This is a genomic window from Gloeothece verrucosa PCC 7822, assembly GCF_000147335.1.
Classification (GTDB): Bacteria; Cyanobacteriota; Cyanobacteriia; order Cyanobacteriales; family Microcystaceae; genus Gloeothece; species Gloeothece verrucosa.
Map to the genome: position 1 here is coordinate 965183 of NC_014501.1, position 19337 is coordinate 984519.

The 19337-nt window shown below is 36.8% G+C and carries 18 protein-coding genes; 3 read left to right on the forward strand and 15 right to left on the reverse strand.

Going from position 1 to position 19337, the window contains the following annotated elements; all coding sequences use genetic code 11:
* Positions 1–228: 228 nt before the first annotated feature.
* The 6 genes from CYAN7822_RS04330 to CYAN7822_RS04355 all read right to left on the reverse strand — a co-directional run bounded on the left by CYAN7822_RS04330 (position 229) and on the right by CYAN7822_RS04355 (position 7465).
* Complete coding sequence (locus CYAN7822_RS04330) at positions 229–474, reverse strand: hypothetical protein (protein WP_245602688.1); 246 nt, start codon at positions 472–474, stop codon at positions 229–231.
* 869 nt (positions 475–1343) lie between these two features.
* Positions 1344–3404: a serine/threonine-protein kinase gene (locus CYAN7822_RS34420; protein ID WP_013321024.1), complete on the reverse strand. Its 2061-nt coding sequence runs from the start codon at positions 3402–3404 to the stop codon at positions 1344–1346.
* A 22-nt stretch (positions 3405–3426) separates the two neighbouring features.
* Positions 3427–3810 (reverse strand): hypothetical protein, encoded by a 384-nt coding sequence (locus CYAN7822_RS04340; protein ID WP_013321025.1) that lies wholly within the window; start codon positions 3808–3810, stop codon positions 3427–3429.
* On the reverse strand, positions 3807–4853 hold the full coding sequence (locus tag CYAN7822_RS04345) for an AAA family ATPase (RefSeq protein ID WP_013321026.1): 1047 nt from the start codon (positions 4851–4853) through the stop codon (positions 3807–3809). Before CYAN7822_RS04345 ends, CYAN7822_RS04340 begins: the two co-directional genes overlap by 4 nt.
* Before the next feature lie 21 nt (positions 4854–4874).
* On the reverse strand, positions 4875–6410 hold the full coding sequence (locus CYAN7822_RS04350) for a VMAP-C domain-containing protein (protein WP_013321027.1): 1536 nt from the start codon (positions 6408–6410) through the stop codon (positions 4875–4877).
* 14 nt (positions 6411–6424) lie between these two features.
* Positions 6425–7465, reverse strand: a complete 1041-nt coding sequence (locus CYAN7822_RS04355) for a caspase family protein (RefSeq protein WP_013321028.1) — start codon at positions 7463–7465, stop codon at positions 6425–6427.
* A 112-nt stretch (positions 7466–7577) separates the two neighbouring features.
* Between CYAN7822_RS04355 and CYAN7822_RS04360 the strand changes: the two genes are divergently transcribed.
* The gene (locus CYAN7822_RS04360; RefSeq protein WP_157871779.1) at positions 7578–8969 is read left to right on the forward strand and encodes a hypothetical protein; all 1392 of its coding nucleotides are present in this window, start codon (positions 7578–7580) and stop codon (positions 8967–8969) included.
* Positions 8970–9022: 53 nt separating this feature from the next.
* Here CYAN7822_RS04360 and CYAN7822_RS04365 read toward each other — a convergent pair whose 3' ends face one another.
* Entirely contained in the window at positions 9023–9289 is a 267-nt protein-coding gene (locus tag CYAN7822_RS04365) for a type II toxin-antitoxin system VapC family toxin (RefSeq protein ID WP_049802499.1), read from the reverse strand.
* Positions 9290–9622: 333 nt separating this feature from the next.
* Here CYAN7822_RS04365 and CYAN7822_RS37465 point away from each other — a divergent pair, with 333 nt between their 5' ends.
* Both CYAN7822_RS37465 and CYAN7822_RS04370 read left to right on the forward strand, forming a co-directional pair.
* Positions 9623–9793 (forward strand): hypothetical protein, encoded by a 171-nt coding sequence (locus CYAN7822_RS37465; protein WP_157871780.1) that lies wholly within the window; start codon positions 9623–9625, stop codon positions 9791–9793.
* A gap of 301 nt (positions 9794–10094) precedes the next feature.
* Positions 10095–10592, forward strand: coding sequence for a glycosyltransferase (locus CYAN7822_RS04370; protein ID WP_013321030.1), 498 nt, complete (start codon positions 10095–10097; stop codon positions 10590–10592).
* A 56-nt stretch (positions 10593–10648) separates the two neighbouring features.
* Here CYAN7822_RS04370 and CYAN7822_RS04375 read toward each other — a convergent pair whose 3' ends face one another.
* The 8 genes from CYAN7822_RS04375 to pssD form a co-directional block, all read right to left on the reverse strand.
* Positions 10649–11899, reverse strand: coding sequence for a capsular polysaccharide biosynthesis protein (locus tag CYAN7822_RS04375; protein WP_013321031.1), 1251 nt, complete (start codon positions 11897–11899; stop codon positions 10649–10651).
* Positions 11899–13326: a GumC family protein gene (locus CYAN7822_RS04380; RefSeq protein WP_013321032.1), complete on the reverse strand. Its 1428-nt coding sequence runs from the start codon at positions 13324–13326 to the stop codon at positions 11899–11901. Before CYAN7822_RS04380 ends, CYAN7822_RS04375 begins: the two co-directional genes overlap by 1 nt.
* Positions 13326–14363, reverse strand: coding sequence for a polysaccharide biosynthesis/export family protein (locus tag CYAN7822_RS04385; RefSeq protein WP_245602689.1), 1038 nt, complete (start codon positions 14361–14363; stop codon positions 13326–13328). Before CYAN7822_RS04385 ends, CYAN7822_RS04380 begins: the two co-directional genes overlap by 1 nt.
* Before the next feature lie 22 nt (positions 14364–14385).
* A complete protein-coding gene (locus CYAN7822_RS04390; RefSeq protein WP_013321034.1) occupies positions 14386–15660 on the reverse strand; it encodes a lipopolysaccharide biosynthesis protein in 1275 nt (424 codons plus the stop codon).
* Positions 15661–15662: 2 nt separating this feature from the next.
* Complete coding sequence (locus CYAN7822_RS04395) at positions 15663–16664, reverse strand: glycosyltransferase family 4 protein (protein ID WP_013321035.1); 1002 nt, start codon at positions 16662–16664, stop codon at positions 15663–15665.
* A gap of 46 nt (positions 16665–16710) precedes the next feature.
* On the reverse strand, positions 16711–17598 hold the full coding sequence (locus CYAN7822_RS04400; RefSeq protein WP_013321036.1) for a sulfotransferase family protein: 888 nt from the start codon (positions 17596–17598) through the stop codon (positions 16711–16713).
* A 75-nt stretch (positions 17599–17673) separates the two neighbouring features.
* Positions 17674–18663: a sugar transferase gene (locus CYAN7822_RS04405; protein ID WP_013321037.1), complete on the reverse strand. Its 990-nt coding sequence runs from the start codon at positions 18661–18663 to the stop codon at positions 17674–17676.
* Between the two features lie 151 nt (positions 18664–18814).
* Positions 18815–19279 (reverse strand): PssD/Cps14F family polysaccharide biosynthesis glycosyltransferase, encoded by a 465-nt coding sequence (gene pssD, locus CYAN7822_RS04410; protein ID WP_013321038.1) that lies wholly within the window; start codon positions 19277–19279, stop codon positions 18815–18817.
* Positions 19280–19337: the final 58 nt, after the last annotated feature.

Here is a 19337-nt window from a genome sequence, read left to right on the forward strand (position 1 = left end):
CATCTAAAAATAGATACTAGGCTCTAACGTAGCGAGAACAGCTTGCGGGAAATAAGGGAAGCCGTACCGCTACTTATTGCTGATTGCTGGCAAAAGTCCGTAAAAGGTAGGATTGCAAGAAGTTCCTAGGTTTCGTGGCATTCTAATTGGGGTGTTGGCGTTACTCTCTCTTTCATCTCGCTACAGAAAGTAAGAGTCGGTTGCCAATAACCCCAATCACAATAGCCGCTAGGCACTGAAACGACGCAATCTCTTGACTTCCGCCATCAATTCATATCGTTCATAGCAAATTCCTAAGAATCGCTGATGGATAGGGGGCATATCGTTAAAGTCGATACCCTTACCCCAGTTGAAAATGGTCTGACGCTTGACTCCCAATACTCGTACAAACAGTGCTATACACTGTTTTCGATAACCCTGTTGCATCTCGGCCCTCAAGATTTCCACTTCGGGCAAGCCGTCTAGACCGAACATTTTCCGGCAGAATTCACGCGGACTTAATGAGGGCGGCTTAATTTCGAGGGCATACTTGGTACAGAGATACGTATCTTGATTAGCATCAGAACTCTGCGGTTTAGGAACAAACTCGTTTCTTGTTAGCATGGTATTTGCTCTCCATGTCTGGTCGTGTCAGATGTGGGGGGAAATCGTCGGTAGTAAGTGCTGCAATCACTGAACCCGGCGTTAGTATTCCTCTCTTCTCTGGTTTATAGAACGATGGTACTGCAAGAATTGGAGTCTTGCAACTTCATTCTACTTTCATTTAATTGGTTTTTTTTGGAAAAAGTGAGAAATTAAGTTTAAAAAATTATTGAACTTAGGCTTTAGTTACTATTACTAATTTAGATATTATTGAGTAAAAATATTAACTTTTATTGATTAAATTATTAGTCTAATCTCTATCTAAAGATAGATAAGATAGGTCAGTAATAATTACCCATTAGATGAGGCTTAAAAATATAATTTCCATGATTTTATGAATTTTTCTTGATTATACAAAAAGTTCAGATTTAAAGAAAATATTTTCTTATAAGTTGGAGCTTGGACAATACGGAATAATTAACTATGTGACTTTTTTACAGTCAATGGTGTAAGAGAAATTAGAGAGAAAAGGTTTGTCGTTCAAAAGTGCGAGTCGGGCAAGCATTTGATGTAAACACTAAGCTACCCGAACTTGTTTCTTTTTGGATGTCGTTGCCAGCACCCCCGAAGAAATTCAAGATTCTTCTCTAGCAAGATGGAGCAATTCTTTGTCTCAAAGTTCTATTTCCAATACTATGTGACGCGAAGCATACTCCACAAAAACCCAAAAAGTTGACACTGAAGTCACGATTGAAGTGACTTCATTCAAAATCTAATTCTTTGTATCTTTTACCCGTACATAACCAATATATAGGAGAAACTAATCCAAAAGGTTTCCATCGGGCAGGGTCTTTTATTATAGAAGTAACACCATATTCACTACGGCTAAGTATAACTGAGTTGGGTTCATAAAAATGTTGATCCAAAAAGCCAAAAGCAGATGAATAAAAATATTCTACCTGATTTCCTCGGTTTTTCCATGTTTGTAATTGTTTATAGATTTGTGGAAAACGAGATGACACTATTTCATCAGGAGCATATTTATTAAGTTGTATTTTTAATAGATCAGATTTAGCTAGAATAACAGCAATTTTTTTTAATAAACCTTTGTGCATTGTGTCTATAGATTTGAAAAACTCATAAATTGTTCTGGCGTCTTTTTCATCTTGTCGAGATTGACTGTCAATAAACAATATTAAACTTTGGGAGTCTAGTATATCTGCTATATAATCTTGAAATATTAAAGAATTATATTCTCGTCTATCAATAAATCCAGAAAAAAACTCTCCAGCATAATCTTTACAAAGGATATTTAATTCAAAATTAGTATTTGATAGGAAAATATTTAAGAGATTTTTCCATGAAAATTGTTTTTTTAAAAATACTCTTATGCTTAGAGAATAATGATTCATTTCATCAATATTATTGAATCTGGTTGGTTCTAGTAATAAACCTTGAGCTATGATATTTTGTGCTAAATCAATTAAAGAATATCCATCTGAGTTCACAGGTACAACACTTTGAATTATGGAAGAACTGGTATTTTGCAGATTAGCAAGAGCAGCTAAGTATGTGGTTTTGCCGACATTACGATCTCCTATTAAGCTAAATCGAGCAGATAGAGGGGAAAATGAGCGATAATTCTTAGTGTCTGATTCGATCTTTACATCATTTGGCGATAATACATTGATTGTTTGTAATTGCGTTGGTGATATAGTTTCTTGACTAACTTGACTAGGATTAAATGGATGCAATGAATTCAGAGCATTGATAAATTCATCCATATTTTGATATCGATCTGCTACTTTGATTTGCATTCCTTTTAAAATAAGTTGCTCAATATCTGGCTCTATATTAGGTACTAGCTGTCTTGGTGGAATGAGTGTATCTGATAACACTCTATCTGTTGCAGCAACGGGCATTTGTCCAGTTGCTAACTCATACATTGATGCACATAAAGAATAGATATCTGAACTTGGGCTTCTCTTAGCGGTTAAAGCATATTGTTCAAGAGGTGCATATCCAGGAGTTAAAATTACAGTCATTTTTTGGGTTATTCCGGCAGCATATTCCCGAGCAGCACCAAAATCTATCAAAATGGGTCTGTCATTTTCATCAACAATAATATTGTCAGGTTTAACATCTCTATGAAGAATATTTTCAGAATGTACAACTTTTAATGCTTCAGCAATTTGACTAAAATAATGTCTAAGTTTAGTCGTTGATAATGGTCCTTCTTCTGCAAGGATTGTATAAAGGGATTTTCCCTGAATGAAACTCATAATAATATAAGCAGTATTATTTTCCTCAAACCAATCATATATTCTAACAATATTAGGATGAATACATCTTGAGATAAATTTTGCTTCATCTAGAAAAGTTCTAACTAAGTTAGATTTTTGATTAGAGATAAATGGCGGCCAAAGAATTTTTGAGTTTGTACGCACTGAACGTTCAGGTAACAATTCCTTTATAAAAACTTTTCTCTGATTGTATAAATTAATTGCCTTATAAGCAATTGTAAATCCACCTTGGCCAATAACTGCTTCAATTTTATATTGACCTTGTTTAAGCAGATAGTTAATAGGTAAATATAAAGGATATTGGAAAGAAGATGAATTTAATTCCGCTCCACAGGTTAGACAAAATTCACTACCAGAAGGGTTGTCAATGAGACAAGCAGGACAAGTGATAGTTAACTCAGACCCGCAGGCATCACAATATTCGCTACCAATAGTGTTCTTATCATAACCACAAGCAGAACAAGAGATAGTTAAATCAGAGACATGGTTTTCTGGGATGGAAGATGGATTTAATGCCACTCCACAGGTTAGACAAAATTCACTACCAGAAGGGTTTTAACGCCCGTGCTAAATTTAAAGGTTCACGTAAAGAAAGAGCATCAGGAACTTTAAAGGATAAATCCGAAGAGTTTGAGTTTTCTTGTCGACTTTGGGGGTAAAGACCCGCTTTTTGTTCTTTTGATGGCTGAATTGATGTTTCTTCTAAATCTGAAGATTTTGGTTCAGGTTTTTGTGATGTTTCCTGCTCTGGTTTAATTTTCTCGTTTTTATTCCCTCTTTCTTTTTCGGTTTTCCGGGATAAGCCAGAAGAGACTGACTCAGCATGAAATTCCTGCATTTGAAGTGCCAGCCAAATTGTATCAGCTATTTCTTCGGCTGACATTTCTATTTCTTTACTCAATGCAGTAATTAACTGATCAATCATCTGTCCTCCACACTGGTTAAGTATTTTAACAATACTTCAATCAGGTCTTCTGCTTCTGCTGGTTCCGGTTTAAACTGGCGAGTGACTATATAAATAGCATTCAGCAGTTGATCCGTTGCTATATCCCCACTTTTTCGCAATGTTCTAAATTTTTCAATTAATTGATTAATTTTTTCCTCATCTTGTGTTACCACATCACTGCCTAAATGTGCTTTAACAATGTCTTTCAAAGCGGTTGCATCAGGTTCATAAGGCATATTTAATCTTAAACAACGTCTCAGAAAAGCTGGCGGAAAATCTCGCTCACCGTTATTAGTTAACAAAATAAAAGGGAAATTTAAAGAGCGCACTTTACCTTCTTTAATCGGTACATCCATTCCATCATAAGTGCGAACTTCTACCTGATTAACTTCTTTGGAAATACGTGATAATTCTGGAATTTCAAATTCGCCTTCTTCAAACAGATTGAGTAAATCATTAGGTAAATTAATATCACTTTTGTCTATTTCATCAATTAGCAACACGCGAGGACGACGGGAAGGAAGAAGGGCTGTACCTAATGGGCCTAGTTGAATGTAGCGACCAATATCCTTACTTGTATCACCTATTTGCACATCTTGCAGACGGGCGATCGCATCATAACGATATAATCCTTCTTGTAAGGTTGAACGAGCAGTAATATACCAGGGTAATACAGCGCCTAGTTTTAGTTCATAAGCTACAGCATAAGCCAAAGAGGTTTTACCTGTGCCCGGTTTTCCTGTTACTAATAAAGGTCGTCTTAAATACAGGGCTGCATTGACCATATTAATAAGAGTATTTATATCATTACTTTTATCAGTATGAATCCGAAAACTTTGACCCCTTTGTTGATCTCTTGTATTCTCCTCTAATCCTTGACAAAAATTTTGCCAGCGTTCTTCAATTTCTTGAATTATTACATCATCTGTTCCAATAAACTTACGCCAACTAGGAGGTTCAGGAAGACGATTAATATCATCATGGGGTTCGCTATTACCTTTAAAAATTTTCCAATCAGTCATATTATTAATCTAAACTCCTTGTTATTGTCCAGGTGGTGTTAATTCAAGCATGACATTAGGGGTAAGACGATTAGGATCTTCCCAAAGCAGGGCTAAATGAAAGCCTAAATGAGGTTCAGTTTGAGCGTCAGCTTGCTGCCTAAGTTCTCTAACTGATTCACATAAATGACATAAGGGTTTCAAACTTAATATTTTATCTATTTCTGCCACCTGCTCAAAATTAGGGATATCATATCTTGGCCAAATAGCAATAGGTGTTGTTGCGGTTAAAATAGCTTTAAATAAATCCTTATTTTTTGCTTTTGGGGGAGCGCAAGTAACTTTAAGTCCGATCTTTTCTTTTAAACTATTTCTCAACAACTTCCAATTAAAAGTTTCCATCTCTTCAAGATGTTCAAATAATTCTTGAACCAATTCATTATGTAAAACGGTTTTAACCTTATTCCAATAATTATACCAATCCGATAAATAATAGTCTAAATATTCAAGATTTAAACGTTCTAGCGATCGCAATCGAATGGGATACTTAATCCCCAAAGTTATGTCTTCCACTATTGGATCAGAAATTTTCCAGCGATCTATCTCTGTCCCTATCAAATCAATCGGTAAAAATACCTCAATAATTAGCTGATATTGTTTTCCCCTAAGATATTTAAGGCTTGTCTTCAAAAATTTGTTGATTTTTTTGGGGATGTCATTAAATTTACATAAGGTTCCTACTTGTTGTTCATCTCGCTCAAGTAATGAGCTATATTTAGAAATGTCATTTGCTGGTGCTGAGTCATCTTTAATTAACCAAGCATTTAGGATAAATTGTTCATTATCATCATCACAACGCTCGATAGTAACAATTAAATAAGATTCAAGTTGTCCTTCTTTGTGAGAAGAAAAATTTGCATTCAGTTTAGCATTATTATCGTTTTGAGGCTTTTTTGATGCTAATCCTTCAGCTAACGCAATCAATGTACTACGGATTTCTTGAGGAACGTTTTCATCTTGACTTAACCGATTTAAAAAATTAGATAATCTTCTAAATTCCTCAAGATTTTGTAAAATTTGGGTAAGATTATTTCCCTTTAAATCCCACACTCCCGCATCGGGAGGTAAAGCATCTTGATAGGCTTGTTGAATACTTTCTTGAGGAATACTTGAAAAATCTAAATCCTTTAATGAATCTTGAGAAATATTTTTTAAATTACTGTCTTTAGCCAGCAATTGAATAAATGTACAATTTTCATAAGTATTAGATTTATTAATATCTCTTGCGGCTGCATCGCCCCCCTGAGTATTTTGATGAATATCGTTTGTTTGTAATAAGTCGTGTAGTTTTTTAACTAATGTTTCTGGATCGGTATTTTGATTGATGACAACGCGATTATTGTTTCCAACAATGTTTTTATTTCCAGTAATAATGACCGCTTCTGTAGCGTCTCCTTCAATCGCAACGGAACCTTTTGCAGAAGCGATTGTAAATTTAGCGATGAGTGCCGCGATTTCGGCTTCGTTTTGCAATTTTTCCTCAAGAATTGCTTTGAGTGCCTCTAATTGTTTTGACATAGTTCTCTTATGCCCTATTCTTGATCACGGTTAATCCTGTCAGTAGTTAGATTTTGGGCACTACCCAAATTAATGTTGTACTTGCCTTTCTGCCTTACGTTTTTTTGTACAACATTGTTATCACCAACAACGTTGCTATTTCCCGTGACGAGCCTAGCACCTTGAGCATTTTGAGCCGCAACTGCATTATCGCCCGATGCCAAAATTTCTGTATGGTTAATAATTTGACGGTTGAATTCACACGGTTCAGACTCAATTTCTGGTTCTCCCTCAAATGGTAGACCTTTTGGTTCTGCTTCCCCACCCGCATAGTAGGCCAAAATAAAATTGTCCGCTTGTTCAAAGTGTAGAATAGGATGCTGGCGATCGCGTGTTCGTCGAGGAACTACCTCACGAGCATAAAGGGCCAAATCTGCTACCCTTACATAACCATCCTGTTGCGAAACTCCTTTTCCTGCCAATGATTCAATCAAAGCTAACGTGAACGCACTGTAAGGTCTTCCTGCCAAAGATTTTTCATCCGCCTGAGAGGAGGCAATTATCACTCTTCCTTTGCCTTCATTAAATAGAGATTGAGCTTGCGGTGGCAAGGGTGCTTTTTCGGCTTGATACCCCAAACTTTGAGTATCTCCTAATCCACCCGCATGACAGCAATCGAGCAAAACCAATAGCTTTTTAGCTGGAATTGCCCGTAGTTTGGCGGTAAACTCTACACCGCTAATTGCCGTTTCATCGAGTTTGGTCTGGTCATACCCAAAAGGCATTAAGTAATAAGGTTTTCCTATCGGGCTTGCGACCTGATACCCATGCCCGGAAAAATAGATAATAACTGTAGAATCAGGCGTAGTAGATTGGGCTAATTGCTCTAATGCCGTTAACATCTCATCTCGTTTTGCCTGTTCCTTCGTCAACAAGCGTACCTGCTCTGGTGGGTAAGCACAGCGTTCTGGATCTTGGAGAATATTGGCAAGACCGATAGCATCATCGATTGTGTTGGGCAAATCCCCACCAACGCCGATAATACAGGCATGACCTTGAGTAAAGAGTTCGCTCATTATTAAAGGGAATAAATATAATATTTATACTACTTCCAAATCTATCTTAAGTATGAGATTTTGTCGTGCGGGGATTTTTAATATTCTGTTTTTAACTTTGACAATCTTAATCTTGCTTGAATCTCCTGTCTTTGCTCAAGCCGAGATAGTCGTCAGCCCAAAAACAGTTACAATCAATGGGACAAGAGGAGAAACGATCACCCGCACGATCGCAGTTCGCACCAGTGAAGAGATCAATGATGTGAAAGCGATTGCCTTAGATGCCTTCAGTGCAGATAATAGCGTCGTTCTCCCATCAGCGGCCATTGAAATTACTACCCCGCCCACTCAAATCAGTGTCAATGAATTAACCAGTTTTCCACTTAGATTAAATCTTCAGTCTGCTCCTAGTGGAGAATTTACAGGAGAAATTTTACTCACTTACACTGGAGGGGAAAAGTCAATTCCATTGATTGTCAGGGTCAAAGATCCTTGGCTGTTGCCTTTAATGACACTGTTGGTCGGTATAGCGATCAGTATGGCCGTATCGGCTTACAGTAGTGAAGGCAAATTAAGTGATGAGGTTACACTTTCTCTTAAGAATATTTCTACCCAAATCGACTCAGATAAGGCAGAAGCGCGATCCTTCTGGTCACGAGCGGCTATGTATTTGACCATTGCTAAACAAGCCCAAGATGGTAAACAATTTGTCCTAGCCCAAACAGAACTCGATAAGGCAAAAGCAGTTTGGAACAAGTGGCTTGAGCAACGTCCCAACTGGCTGATTCAGTTTCGCTACTATGACAGCCTCCGCCAACGTCTTGAGCAAAATGATCTTAAAAATTCATCTGCTCTCTATGTTCAGGAGATAAATCGGGATTTAGAACAGACATTACAGAATAGTCCCGATCTCTCAACACCTGATAAATTAAAGCAACGCTTTGATGAACTCTCCAAACAACTTAATCGCTATATTCGGCTGAAATTGCAGTTAGAGAAACTCAAAGGTTTGATTGCTGTTTTGGAAGGTGAACAACGCTATGAGTGGGAAGACAAAGCAGATGATTTAACACAGCGCTCCCAGATTTTACTTCCTTCACAAGATGACGAAGCACAAAAATTAGAAGATGAAATCAATACAAGTATTGAAAAAGTCAGAGAGTTAGGAGCTAATGCTGCTGAAACATTTAAAAGTGTTGATGGAAATATTGAATTGGGTTTGGTGCTTCAACCTCCATCGGTAAAAGGTGCAAAACCTCAAGAAGTGTTCGGAATTTTCCCAATTTGGCAAGCAGTTGCCAGTTTATGGCAAACGGCAAACGGTCGTTTAAGGCTGTTTTACCTGTCTAGTTACCTGATCTCTTTCATAGTATTAGCGGGGGGAGGATTTAATCAACTGTATTGGACTAAATCAACGTTTGGAGCCAACGGTTGGGGAGATTATTTCGCTCTATTGGCATGGGGATTTGGTGCAGAAGCGACTCGAAAGGTTGTTACTCAAGTAGCTGGCAAAACCGATTCATAAACCTCTGATATTGTTTCATAAATCTTTTATATTGTTAATATCCTTGATTAAATCTACTTTTTGAGATTTACGTCTGAGGGACGGACAACAGTAATCCCTTTGTAGGGGCTAAAATCTCGATCAAAGGTGAGTACCTGGGTTAACTTGTGAACAAGCATGGCAGCCACTAAACGAGTGTCGTAAACTTTCGCTCCCACGACATTATAAGTATTGACCAGTCTTTTCCATTCCCGATGGATGCTTCCGACATCTTCTAATAAAGTGAACAATTCTTCGAAACGCTGAATTTCCTCTTGAGCCTCGGCTGTACTATGCCCCATTCCCTTCTTTTTTATAGGGCGGGTGTAAACGCTCTACATTTTATACTTTGAGAATTTATTGATGAGTTCGTTATCCAAAGTAAAGCTTTGTGATATGTTTGTCCTAAGAGATTTGCTTTGACCAAATCTTAAACCTAGTCCATTTTGAAACCTGAAGTTTTGGCAATTGATTAATCAAAAACAAGAAATTGGTTAGGTTGGCTTATACTCTCGATCTTGAAACAGACCAGTTTATACGAGCGCGTAGCACCACTTCGTGACGGCTTATTTGCCAAAAATCTAGATACTACAGCCTCATCCCCCAAAGTACGGGGCTTTGAAATAATTTTCACTTTGATACGCCACCCAATAGCACTCGCGCGTTTAACTTGGAGCCAATTTACGATTACCTCCAACCGTATTCTTTCGGTATTCGCTAGTGATGCTACCGGCAAGAAGCGAGGTCGAGGCGAGGTCTGTCGCCCTTTCCTGACTCCTGTTCAGGAACAAGATTTACAAAAATAACTCGACCTAGGGAGCTACAAAGAAGCTTAAAATTAATAAATTTGGGCGAATTTTTCTAGAAAATACAAACTTAATTTGATCATCACATTGATACGACATTTTCTTCTATCTCGTCTTACTTTTTATCCAGTTCTTCTTTCTTCTCGCGTTTTTGCTTTTTATTACTTTCCAGAAATCACAAATAATTAGTGATCTAGATCACAGTGTAATTAAGTGATTATTGTTACAATTGTTACAGAAAAAAATTTTTCTGTGTATTCCCCGATAGGGACAATTCGCTACCAAGATTAGGAGTAAAAAAATGATTTTAGTTACAGTAGGAACCGAAAAATTCCCTTTTGATCGTTTGATGAAATGGATCAATCATCTCATTCAAGAAGATTTCATTAATATTGAGCAAGAAGAAATTATTATTCAATGCGGTTCGTGTACTTTTATTCCCACAGGGGTTAAAAATTATTCAATTGTCCCTTCCGAAAAATTTAAAAATTATGTTGAGGAAGCACGCTTAATTATTGCTCATTGCGGAGAAGGAACAATTGATTTATTAGCAAAAATGAATAAATCTTTTATTTTAGTGCCTCGTTCTTGTCGTTTTGGCGAGCATATAGATGAACATCAGCTTGAATTGGCAGACATGATGGAAAAACAGGGGGTTGCTATTGCTCGTTGTCCCGGCGATCTAGTTAGATTTTTAATGACTCCTCAAAATGTAGAATTAACAACCACTCCCACTGATTATTATTATTCAACTACTCAAAGTTTAGAAGCAATGATTACTGCTAAAGCTTTTGAGTAAAAGTCTCGCCCTTGGAACAAACTTTATCTTTTTTAAAATATTAATTCTTATAATCGCTATTCTTTAAAAGCAATTCCCATCACAACTAAGCCAGGCCAAAATAAATAAGCAAGAATTTCTAAATTTTCTCCAAAAGTATAAAGGAATAAAGTAAACAGAATAGCTAAAGCGGTTCTTGCGGTTTGTTTTGCCTGAGATTTAAACAGGAGTACGATAAAACTTAAAAGCATAGGAATCGCTAAAGCTAATAAGCCAACAATTCCCTTGACAAATAATAAACCAAACCAAGTATGATGGGAGCCAATAGGCATATACTCAACTAAATGAGGGCCAGTTTCAACGATTCCATGACCCCAAATCGGTGCTTCAGTTTCCCAACGATATCCGGCAATTTCTCTGAGGGTGCTTCGTACCCTCGTGGACTCTGCCCTCGCTTCTTTAAATTTCGTCCAAACAGTATCTATTATATTTAATAATAAAGGTGAAAGAATTCCACTAATTACAGAAGCAATCCCTAAAAAGATTTGAATGAAAGGACGAGTAAGACGAGAAAGGAAAAAAGTCAACACTGGAGTTAGTAAAATAGAAACTAAAGCTAACCGCGACTTACAGACATAACCCATAAACAAAGCTCCCAGAATACCAAAGAAACGCCATTTATAATTTTTTTCTCCTAAAGCAAGAAGAAAATAAATATTAGCTAAAAATCCTAATGCCGGCCCCCAAGGGGTAAATAAGCGTTGGCGAATTTCACCATCAAAATCAATTTCATACAAAGAAACATCAAAAAAAGTCGTGCCGGGACCACCAACCGCTTTTAGGGGAGAAACATAAAGGATTTCGGGTAGGTGGAGGATAGGAGCGATAATTAATAAAGGGCAAATTAAGAGAGTATGAAAACAAATAATACAAGTCGCTTTATAAATAATTTGGGGACGAATAGGTAAACATCCCACTAAAGGATACAAAGCTAGTAACGCCCAACCTTTACTCCAGCCAATAGAAGATTTAATGAGAGTTGAAATAGGCAAATTATAATCAAGATGTCCGACAATTAATGCGACTTCCATGGCCAACATTCCCATAATCCAAACCCAAGTAATGAAAGGAATAGAAATGCGTTGCTCTGATGGAGTCTCATCGGATTGTAGCCAGAGTTTTAAAAGTAGGTAAAACCCCAATATCCAAGCAACTAATGCCCCAACAATATACATGGCTCCAATTAGGTAAAATCCATAAGTCCAAGTGATGGCATACCAGACTACAGCTTCAGGAAAATTTTGGGGCTGAATTGGTTTAGCACTCATTAAGCTAAAATTTCCTTGACTATTCGTTTAGTGGTCGTTAAAATAGAGCTTCGCCACCAAATTAAAGTGAGTCCTAAAGTAATAAAAATTGAACCAATTAAAGAACCCGCTAATACTAACTTCGGTTTAGGAGAAGCCGGCGTATCGGCAAGAGTAGGTTCTTCAATCATTTGAATCAGAGGAAAAGCACCAAAAGAATCACCTTTGCCCAAATCAACTTTAGCAAGAGTAGAGGCAAAGATAGCTTCAGAAATCTGTAATTCCCTTAACAAATCATCTAAAACCAATTCTTTTTGAGAGAGAGTATTTAATCTAGCTTCTAATTGTTTGATTTGTTCTGTAAAAGTTCTGACTTGAGCCGTTAATCCTTGATAGTTAGAAGAGAGGGTTATTAGATTTTGAAATAATTCTGCTCGTTTTACGCCTGAACCCCCACTATTATCAAGATTAAGACGTTGTAAAATTGATGGGTAAACTTCTCGATTTAATAATACTTTTGCTCGTTCCAACATCATTTGCAAAGCGGCATCTTGCTTTTGTTTGGCATCAACAACATCAGGATAATTAACTCCACGATCAGGTAATAAACTGGCTAAAGTCGTTGTTGCTGTGGTATATTCAGTTAAAGTTTTTTGAAATTGCTGATCAGTTTGTAAGATTAAAGCATCTGCGGCTTCTTGGGGAGAAAGATTTAAATTGACCGATAACTGTTGTAATTGTCGCCCAGTTTGTTGCTGTTGGGCAAAAATTTCTGAGCGCTGTTTTCTCAAGTCTTCAATGTTATTAATTAAGCTTTTAACTTGCTCCGAAGAATTAAAGCCAGATCGGGCTTTATATTGAGATAAACGATGTTGAGCATTGGTCAATTTTTTTTGAGCTTCGATAAGGGATTGGAGATTGGATTTACTACGTTCTTTTTGTTCAGCTTGCCGTAAAGTATTAACTCGTTGAGTAAGAACTATATAAAGTATATTTAATTTTTTTTGTGCTAACTGGGGATTATTAGCACTGAGAGATAAACGGAGCATGGTAGTATTATTGATAATAGTAATTTTCGCTTCACCAAAGTCTTCTTCTGATAATTTAAGTTTATAGGCTGCGGCTTTTAAAACAGAGGGGCTACTGGCAATAATTTTATAGTTCTCTCTGGGGTCTGAAGAACTGTTAAAAGCTGAAGAATTTGAGGTTAAAGCTTGCCCGATATCAGGTAAATTAACACTAACTCCTGCACTATTCATCGCTACATTTAAAATCGCTTCACTGATATAGCTGGGTTTAGCGGTTTTAAGATAACGAAAAGAAATTCCCCATAATGCACCATTAGCAAGAATGGCAAGAGTAAAATATTTAATCAACCGCAACCAAATAAATTCTCTTTTCGCATCGGGAGTTTTTTGAGATACAGAACCAGATGATGTAATAGCCATCAGCGAAACAGATTTCGTAAAAGTAATAGAGGGTTAAGAGGACTTAAAAAATCGGCAATAGTACGAAAAACATCTCTAGTATTAGTGATTTCAGAATCATAACAAGCGACTCCATCTCTTGGCATTAAAAAAGGATTATCTTGATCATTTTGGGATTCTCTTAATAAATCTTCGACTTTACGTTCAATAACGGTTGTCTCCCCAGAAATTCGGTTAACACGCACTAAAATCGCCTTTCGATCAGCATTAGTCGGTTTAGTTCCACCGGCACAGTTAGCGGAAATAACGGCATGGCTGAACCTTGCTCCATAAGGAAAAGTAATTCCTTCTTCTCGGTTTCCGATAGCCGAAGTAGCATTACTCGTTGCCGGCACAGAAAGGTTCGAGACAAAAACTTTGATACCGGGGGGAGTAATTTGAGAAGGACGCACTAATTCAGCTTGAAATTGCCCTAGATCCGGCACGATAATTTGATCATCAGCGACTAGAGGAATATCTTTTACAGGTTCACCACTAAATTCTCCAGAAAGATCGGCGACGATTTCTTGCTCTGCGCGAATAATACGAATATGACGAAGGTCTGCTGAAGGTAAAACCCCACCGGTAGCCCGTATTGCATCGGTTAAATAGCGGTTAAGGGGATTGCTCCCAGTAATTTGACGGGATTCTGAGGTAAATGTATTGTTTTGTTCAGTTTGATTATTTTCATTAATTAAAACTCTACCGGGATTGAAGACTTCTCCTTTGACCGTAACAGTTATCGGGGCCCAGCGTAAAATCTCAATACTAAGTTTTAGCTTCCCCGGCGGAAAATATTGTTGCTCGATTAACGCTTGACTCAACTTTTGCTGAACTTCAATCGGTTCTAATCCGCCTACAGCTAAAAGACCTAAATAAGGGATTTCTAAATTCCCATCTTGGTTAACTTCATAAACCCCTGTAAAATACTTTTCATTGGGAATAGAAACTTCTAAACGATCGCCAGGAGACAGAGGCAAGCTTAACCCCGATGAGGCCTTTAAACAAATAAGTGTCACGACGCTCAGAAAAAAAACATTTCTAAATTTCGTTATATTGCAATTGAGTCCGAAAGACATATCGCATGACCCAAAGAGTAAACACTGGTAAACAAATCAGATGAGTTAACAAGACCGCAAAGGCTACACCTAAGCTTTGCCAGTGAACGCCTATGAGCAACCCTACAGCAAATATAGCAGTAAATATCAAATTCCACATTAAGTCTTTTTGGGGTTGATCCACAGCTAGTAATAACTGGGAAGCCGAATCAGCAAAAGGTCTAGAGATAGCGGACAAACAAATTAAAATCAGAATTGGAATTGCCGGAATCCACTTGTGACCAAAGACAAGGGGAACATAAAAGGGTGCTAAACCTGATTGTAGCAAAACTAAAGGAATCAAGATTAATCCAATGGTTTTTAGACTATGGTAGTATCTGGCTTTAAATAGTTGAGGGTGGGCACGAGCATCACATAAATGAGGCAGTAAAGCGGATTTTATCGAAGACATAACGCTTAAACTAATACCCAGACCAGCATTAAAAGCAAAATAATAGATTCCTAAAGCCTCTACACTTAAAAAACGTCCAATAATCAAATAATCTAAATTCGCCCGTAGGGTATAGAGTAATTCTACCCCTAAAATATTGCGTCCAAACTGAAATAGTTCGCCCCAATGACGGGTCGTAAATTGTCCATGAGGCCGCCACGCATGGTTTTTAATAATGATATAAACCCAAATGGGAGCTACCAAGATTTTAGGTAGTACAATCGCCCACATTCCTAAGCCAAAAAAAGCTAAAATACCCGAAAGTATATTATCTGTGGAAATTTGTAACATTTCGGTCAGGGCAATCACTTTAAAACGTCCTTCTCGTTGGAGTAAAGCCGCTTGAACCAGGCCAAAGGGAATCAACAATAAATTTAAGGCCATAGCGCAAATCGGCAAAATGAGACGCTTATCATCATAAAACCAAGCCAAAGGGAACGCCACCCCACACTGTAATCCAAATAGTCCCGCAAAAACCACCCAGTTAAGCCAATAAGCGGACTGGGATAAAGCCTCTAACTGTTTTTCATCCCCTTGGATCAGTCGAATCCCAACGCCGTTACGAGAAAAGACACGGATAAATTCATTAGTGGTCAAAATAATGGCGGCTAATCCATAATCATAGGAGGAAAGAAAACGAGCAAGAATCACGGTAGTGATTAAACGAGATACTCGAATAACAGCCCCAGATCCCCCCAGCCATCCCACATTTCGAACGAAGGGACTATCTATCTGTTTGAGTTTGGCTTTTAAAATATTAAAGAGCATTCTTATTGAGATTCAAAAGATTTGTTGGTGATTACTTCTTGTAAAAACTGTTCCCATTGGATGAGAAAATCAGACCACGCTTTTCTAACTGACTCTCGCCCAATTTTTCCCCAAAGTGCCAGGTTTTGCTCTGGAAGAGAGAAAATTGCTTCAGCTAATTGTTGTGAATTATCGGGTGGGACTAATATCCCGCAGTTGTTCACCTGTTCACATAAACCATCTACCGCCGACACTAAAACCGGTTTTCCAGCCGCTTTGGCTTCTAAACAGACCAATCCGCAAGCTTCCCATCGGGAGGGCACAACAATTACATCACAAGAGGACAAAAAAGCGGGTAAATCATTAATTTTGCCTAAAAATTTTACTTGAGGCAGTTTTGCAACTATAGCTTGGATTTGAGCCTCTTGAGGTCCATAACCTCCTAAATAAAGCTGAAATAGTTCAGGAGGTAAAAGAGCGATAGCATTGAGGAGAACATCAAATCCTTTCTGGTGGGCAAACCGTCCATAAGCTCCCAATTTTAAAGGGCTTTGGCAAGGTTTTGTCTCAATATTTAAAAGCGCATCAATTTTAGAGGCAGACTGAATAATTCTAACCTTAGTTGAATTTACTAATTGATGTTTTTTCATCCAATCATGTTGAGCAACTGAGATACTGATCACTCCGTCGGCAATTAAATATGCTATCTTTAACATGAGATGAAAACGAAAAACTGAGGGGACTTGATACTTTTCAAACCCTTGGCAGTAATGATGATCGCAAATAAAAACCGGGCTATATCGTTTGAGAAATACTAGGTCTAACAGGTATTTCCAAGCACAGGGATAATGAAAGATAATGAGAGCGGGGCGTAATTGTTTTAATTGAAGTTTAGCCTCTTCTAATTTTAGAACGACAAAATCAAATTTTTTCTGCAATGAAGAGTCAACTAGCTGTTTAACCAGATGGTTAGAACCTCCAAATCGTTGATCTCCAATAAGATGTAAGATTTTGGGTTTAGTCATAACTTGTTAAAAATTTTACCCTTAATTTGAATAACTTTGCCTCAATTTATTTTAGCCAATTTGATAATTTACGTCCGATTAAATCTTGACATTCTAAAATATCCTCTCGATACAAATCTAATAATAATTTTTGACTAGCTAAACAAATTTCAGGGGTAACTAAGTTTTGATGCTGAATTTTTTGCCTAACTGAAGTCGGAAATAGTGGCTTAAGTAAAGTTTTGATGGGATTGGGTTTTGTTAAAAATCGATGTAGCAAAAGATTTTTAGGCATACCCGATTTATTGGGACGTATCGACAAATCTGGTAAAAAAGTTTTATCAACTTGAACAAAATCAAAAATATTTTGTATAATTTTAATTGGCTCAACTAAAAAATCATCATAAAGATAAACTTGAATTTGCTCTGAAGAGAAGAGTTCGTAATAACGTTTTAACTGTTGAGCATAAAACCCAAGTTGAATATAATGCCAAAACCATTCCCAATTATCTTTAATTCGTTGAGATTCTAATTGTAAAGCTTGAAAGAAGTCTTTGTTTGGTTCTCTATCATCTCGAACTAAATGCAAAAAATTAGCGTAAGCTCGTGAGACGGGATGACGCAAAATAATCACTAACTTAACATTCGGAAGATAAGTCTTGATTTTGGCGGCTGCTTCTGGAGAATAAAGATAAAGGGGACAAGCTTCTCCAACTGCTATTTCATTTTTTACTTGATTAAATACTTTTTCATAATTAATTATATCGGTAATAGAAAATTTATTAATGGCTTCATCACCCGTACCTTGAAAATTAAGCTTTTTACCTTCAAAAGCAAAAAAGTTTGTTTCTTTTTCAGGAGTCATATATATTTGTGGATGTTGTTGTAAATAACTGTGTAAAGCTGTGGTTCCAGCCTTAGCCGCACCAATAATCAGAAAGTTGGGGAAAACCACGATTGCTATCTCCTATTAAGATGAATGTCCTAAAAAGTTCTAAGCTCTAAGCAATAAATTAAAAAAATTAATTATTTAATAAGCTCCATTACCCCGGCTAAATAAAACATAAAAAGTTTTAAAGATAATTTTTAAATCATAGTAAACACTCCAGTTTTTTTGATATTTTAAATCCAGTTTAACAATTTCACAAAAGTTAAGAATTTTTGACCGTCCATTAACTTGCCATTCTCCCGTTAAGCCCGGTTTAACATTTAAACGTTGGCCATAAACAATTTCATATTGTTCCACTTCATTTAAAGTAGGTGGACGAGTACCCACTAAACTCATATCTCCTAACAGAACATTCCAAAACTGAGGAAATTCATCTAAGCTAGTTTTTCTTAAAAAACGACCGACGCGGGTAATTCTAGGATCGTTTTCATTTTTAAAAATAGGTCCATTAGCTTGATTCTGTATTTTATACTTAAGTTTTTCAGCATTTGTGACCATTGAACGAAATTTCCAAATACGAAAAGGTTTACCTAAATAACCTCGTCTAATCTGGCTATAAAAAATTGGCCCTGAATTATCCCATTTAATAGCAACGGCAATAGGAATAAATAAAACAGCAGTAATGGCTAACCCGACTAAGGCTCCTACAATATCGATTCCGCGTTTAAGTTTGGAAGTGACGGAAGGATGAGACCTGATAGGAGTATTACAAATAAAAATTGTATCTTTACAAGACTCAGTATTAAATTCTTGCGATAATCCAGCTTTTAAAAAAATTTGTTGAATTTGGGGTGATATACTCCAGCTAACTAGAGTAATTTCCTCTTGAGCCGCTAGTTTTGCTATTTTAGCTAGTCCTATGATTCCGCTACCATCTATCCAATGAGTTTCAACAAAATCTAATATAATTCGCTTAGGACTTGATAATTGATGACAAATTGCTTCAAAATTTTGTTGGAATAGCTGAGTTTCTACAATAGTTAATTGAGGAGGAACTTGAAGTAAATAAGACTTCTGAACAAAGCTACATTTTTTCGGGTGACAAGACTGACAAGGGTATTGATTCTGCATAAAATTAATCCTCTTTTCTCACTGTAAATATAATTATTTTTTCCTTGTTTGTTGAGTTGTTTTTGTTGAAAAAAATAATTTACAGGATAGTTTTTGAAGATCTTTTTATTTTGAGCAAAATAAATCTCTAAAAAATTTATTTTTTACTCATTTAATGGGTTACTTTTCGGCAGAAATCACTCAAGAATTCTGCTTGAGGATATTTGGTCTTTAAGCTTGGCCATTGAACATAAAGTTTATCTAAAAAAGGTAAGACTAAACGAGCAGATAAACTTAATTCCTTAATCCGGGTGTAAGACTCAATAAAAACCGTTTTGCATCGAAAAAGTTTACCTAAAATAATAAAGGGAACCGCCACCCCAGCACCAGTAGATAAAATTAATTGAGGCCGTTCAAACTTGATCACTTGCCAAGCTAGTAAAAAGTTTCTCATTAGATTGAGTAAGTGACGATTAGTGGGTGAAAAAGCCCAGTAAACTGATTGATTTTGCAGAGCAATGCGTGTCGATTCTGTGTCAAATGTCACCCAAATACACTCATGCTGACTCCAAAAAGAGCGGAGTTGTTGTAAAGCGTTAAAATGACCACCTGTTGAAGAAACTAGCAAAATTTTCATGGCTAAATATTAGGGAAACAGACAAGTGAAAAAAGTGTAAATTGATGAAATATTTTTC

Bases quoted from the DNA above. Each gene is read 5' to 3' on its own strand.
- CYAN7822_RS04330 (WP_245602688.1), bottom strand. From the start codon at position 474: ATGTTCGGTCTAGACGGCTTGCCCGAAGTGGAAATCTTGAGGGCCGAG.
- CYAN7822_RS04340 (WP_013321025.1), bottom strand. From the start codon at position 3,810: ATGATTGATCAGTTAATTACTGCATTGAGTAAAGAAATAGAAATGTCA.
- CYAN7822_RS04345 (WP_013321026.1), bottom strand. From the start codon at position 4,853: ATGACTGATTGGAAAATTTTTAAAGGTAATAGCGAACCCCATGATGAT.
- CYAN7822_RS04350 (WP_013321027.1), bottom strand. From the start codon at position 6,410: ATGTCAAAACAATTAGAGGCACTCAAAGCAATTCTTGAGGAAAAATTG.
- CYAN7822_RS04355 (WP_013321028.1), bottom strand. From the start codon at position 7,465: ATGAGCGAACTCTTTACTCAAGGTCATGCCTGTATTATCGGCGTTGGT.
- CYAN7822_RS04365 (WP_049802499.1), bottom strand. From the start codon at position 9,289: ATGGGGCATAGTACAGCCGAGGCTCAAGAGGAAATTCAGCGTTTCGAA.
- CYAN7822_RS04370 (WP_013321030.1), top strand. From the start codon at position 10,095: ATGATTTTAGTTACAGTAGGAACCGAAAAATTCCCTTTTGATCGTTTG.
- CYAN7822_RS04375 (WP_013321031.1), bottom strand. From the start codon at position 11,899: ATGAGTGCTAAACCAATTCAGCCCCAAAATTTTCCTGAAGCTGTAGTC.
- CYAN7822_RS04380 (WP_013321032.1), bottom strand. From the start codon at position 13,326: ATGGCTATTACATCATCTGGTTCTGTATCTCAAAAAACTCCCGATGCG.
- CYAN7822_RS04390 (WP_013321034.1), bottom strand. From the start codon at position 15,660: ATGCTCTTTAATATTTTAAAAGCCAAACTCAAACAGATAGATAGTCCC.
- CYAN7822_RS04395 (WP_013321035.1), bottom strand. From the start codon at position 16,664: ATGACTAAACCCAAAATCTTACATCTTATTGGAGATCAACGATTTGGA.
- CYAN7822_RS04405 (WP_013321037.1), bottom strand. From the start codon at position 18,663: ATGCAGAATCAATACCCTTGTCAGTCTTGTCACCCGAAAAAATGTAGC.
- pssD (WP_013321038.1), bottom strand. From the start codon at position 19,279: ATGAAAATTTTGCTAGTTTCTTCAACAGGTGGTCATTTTAACGCTTTA.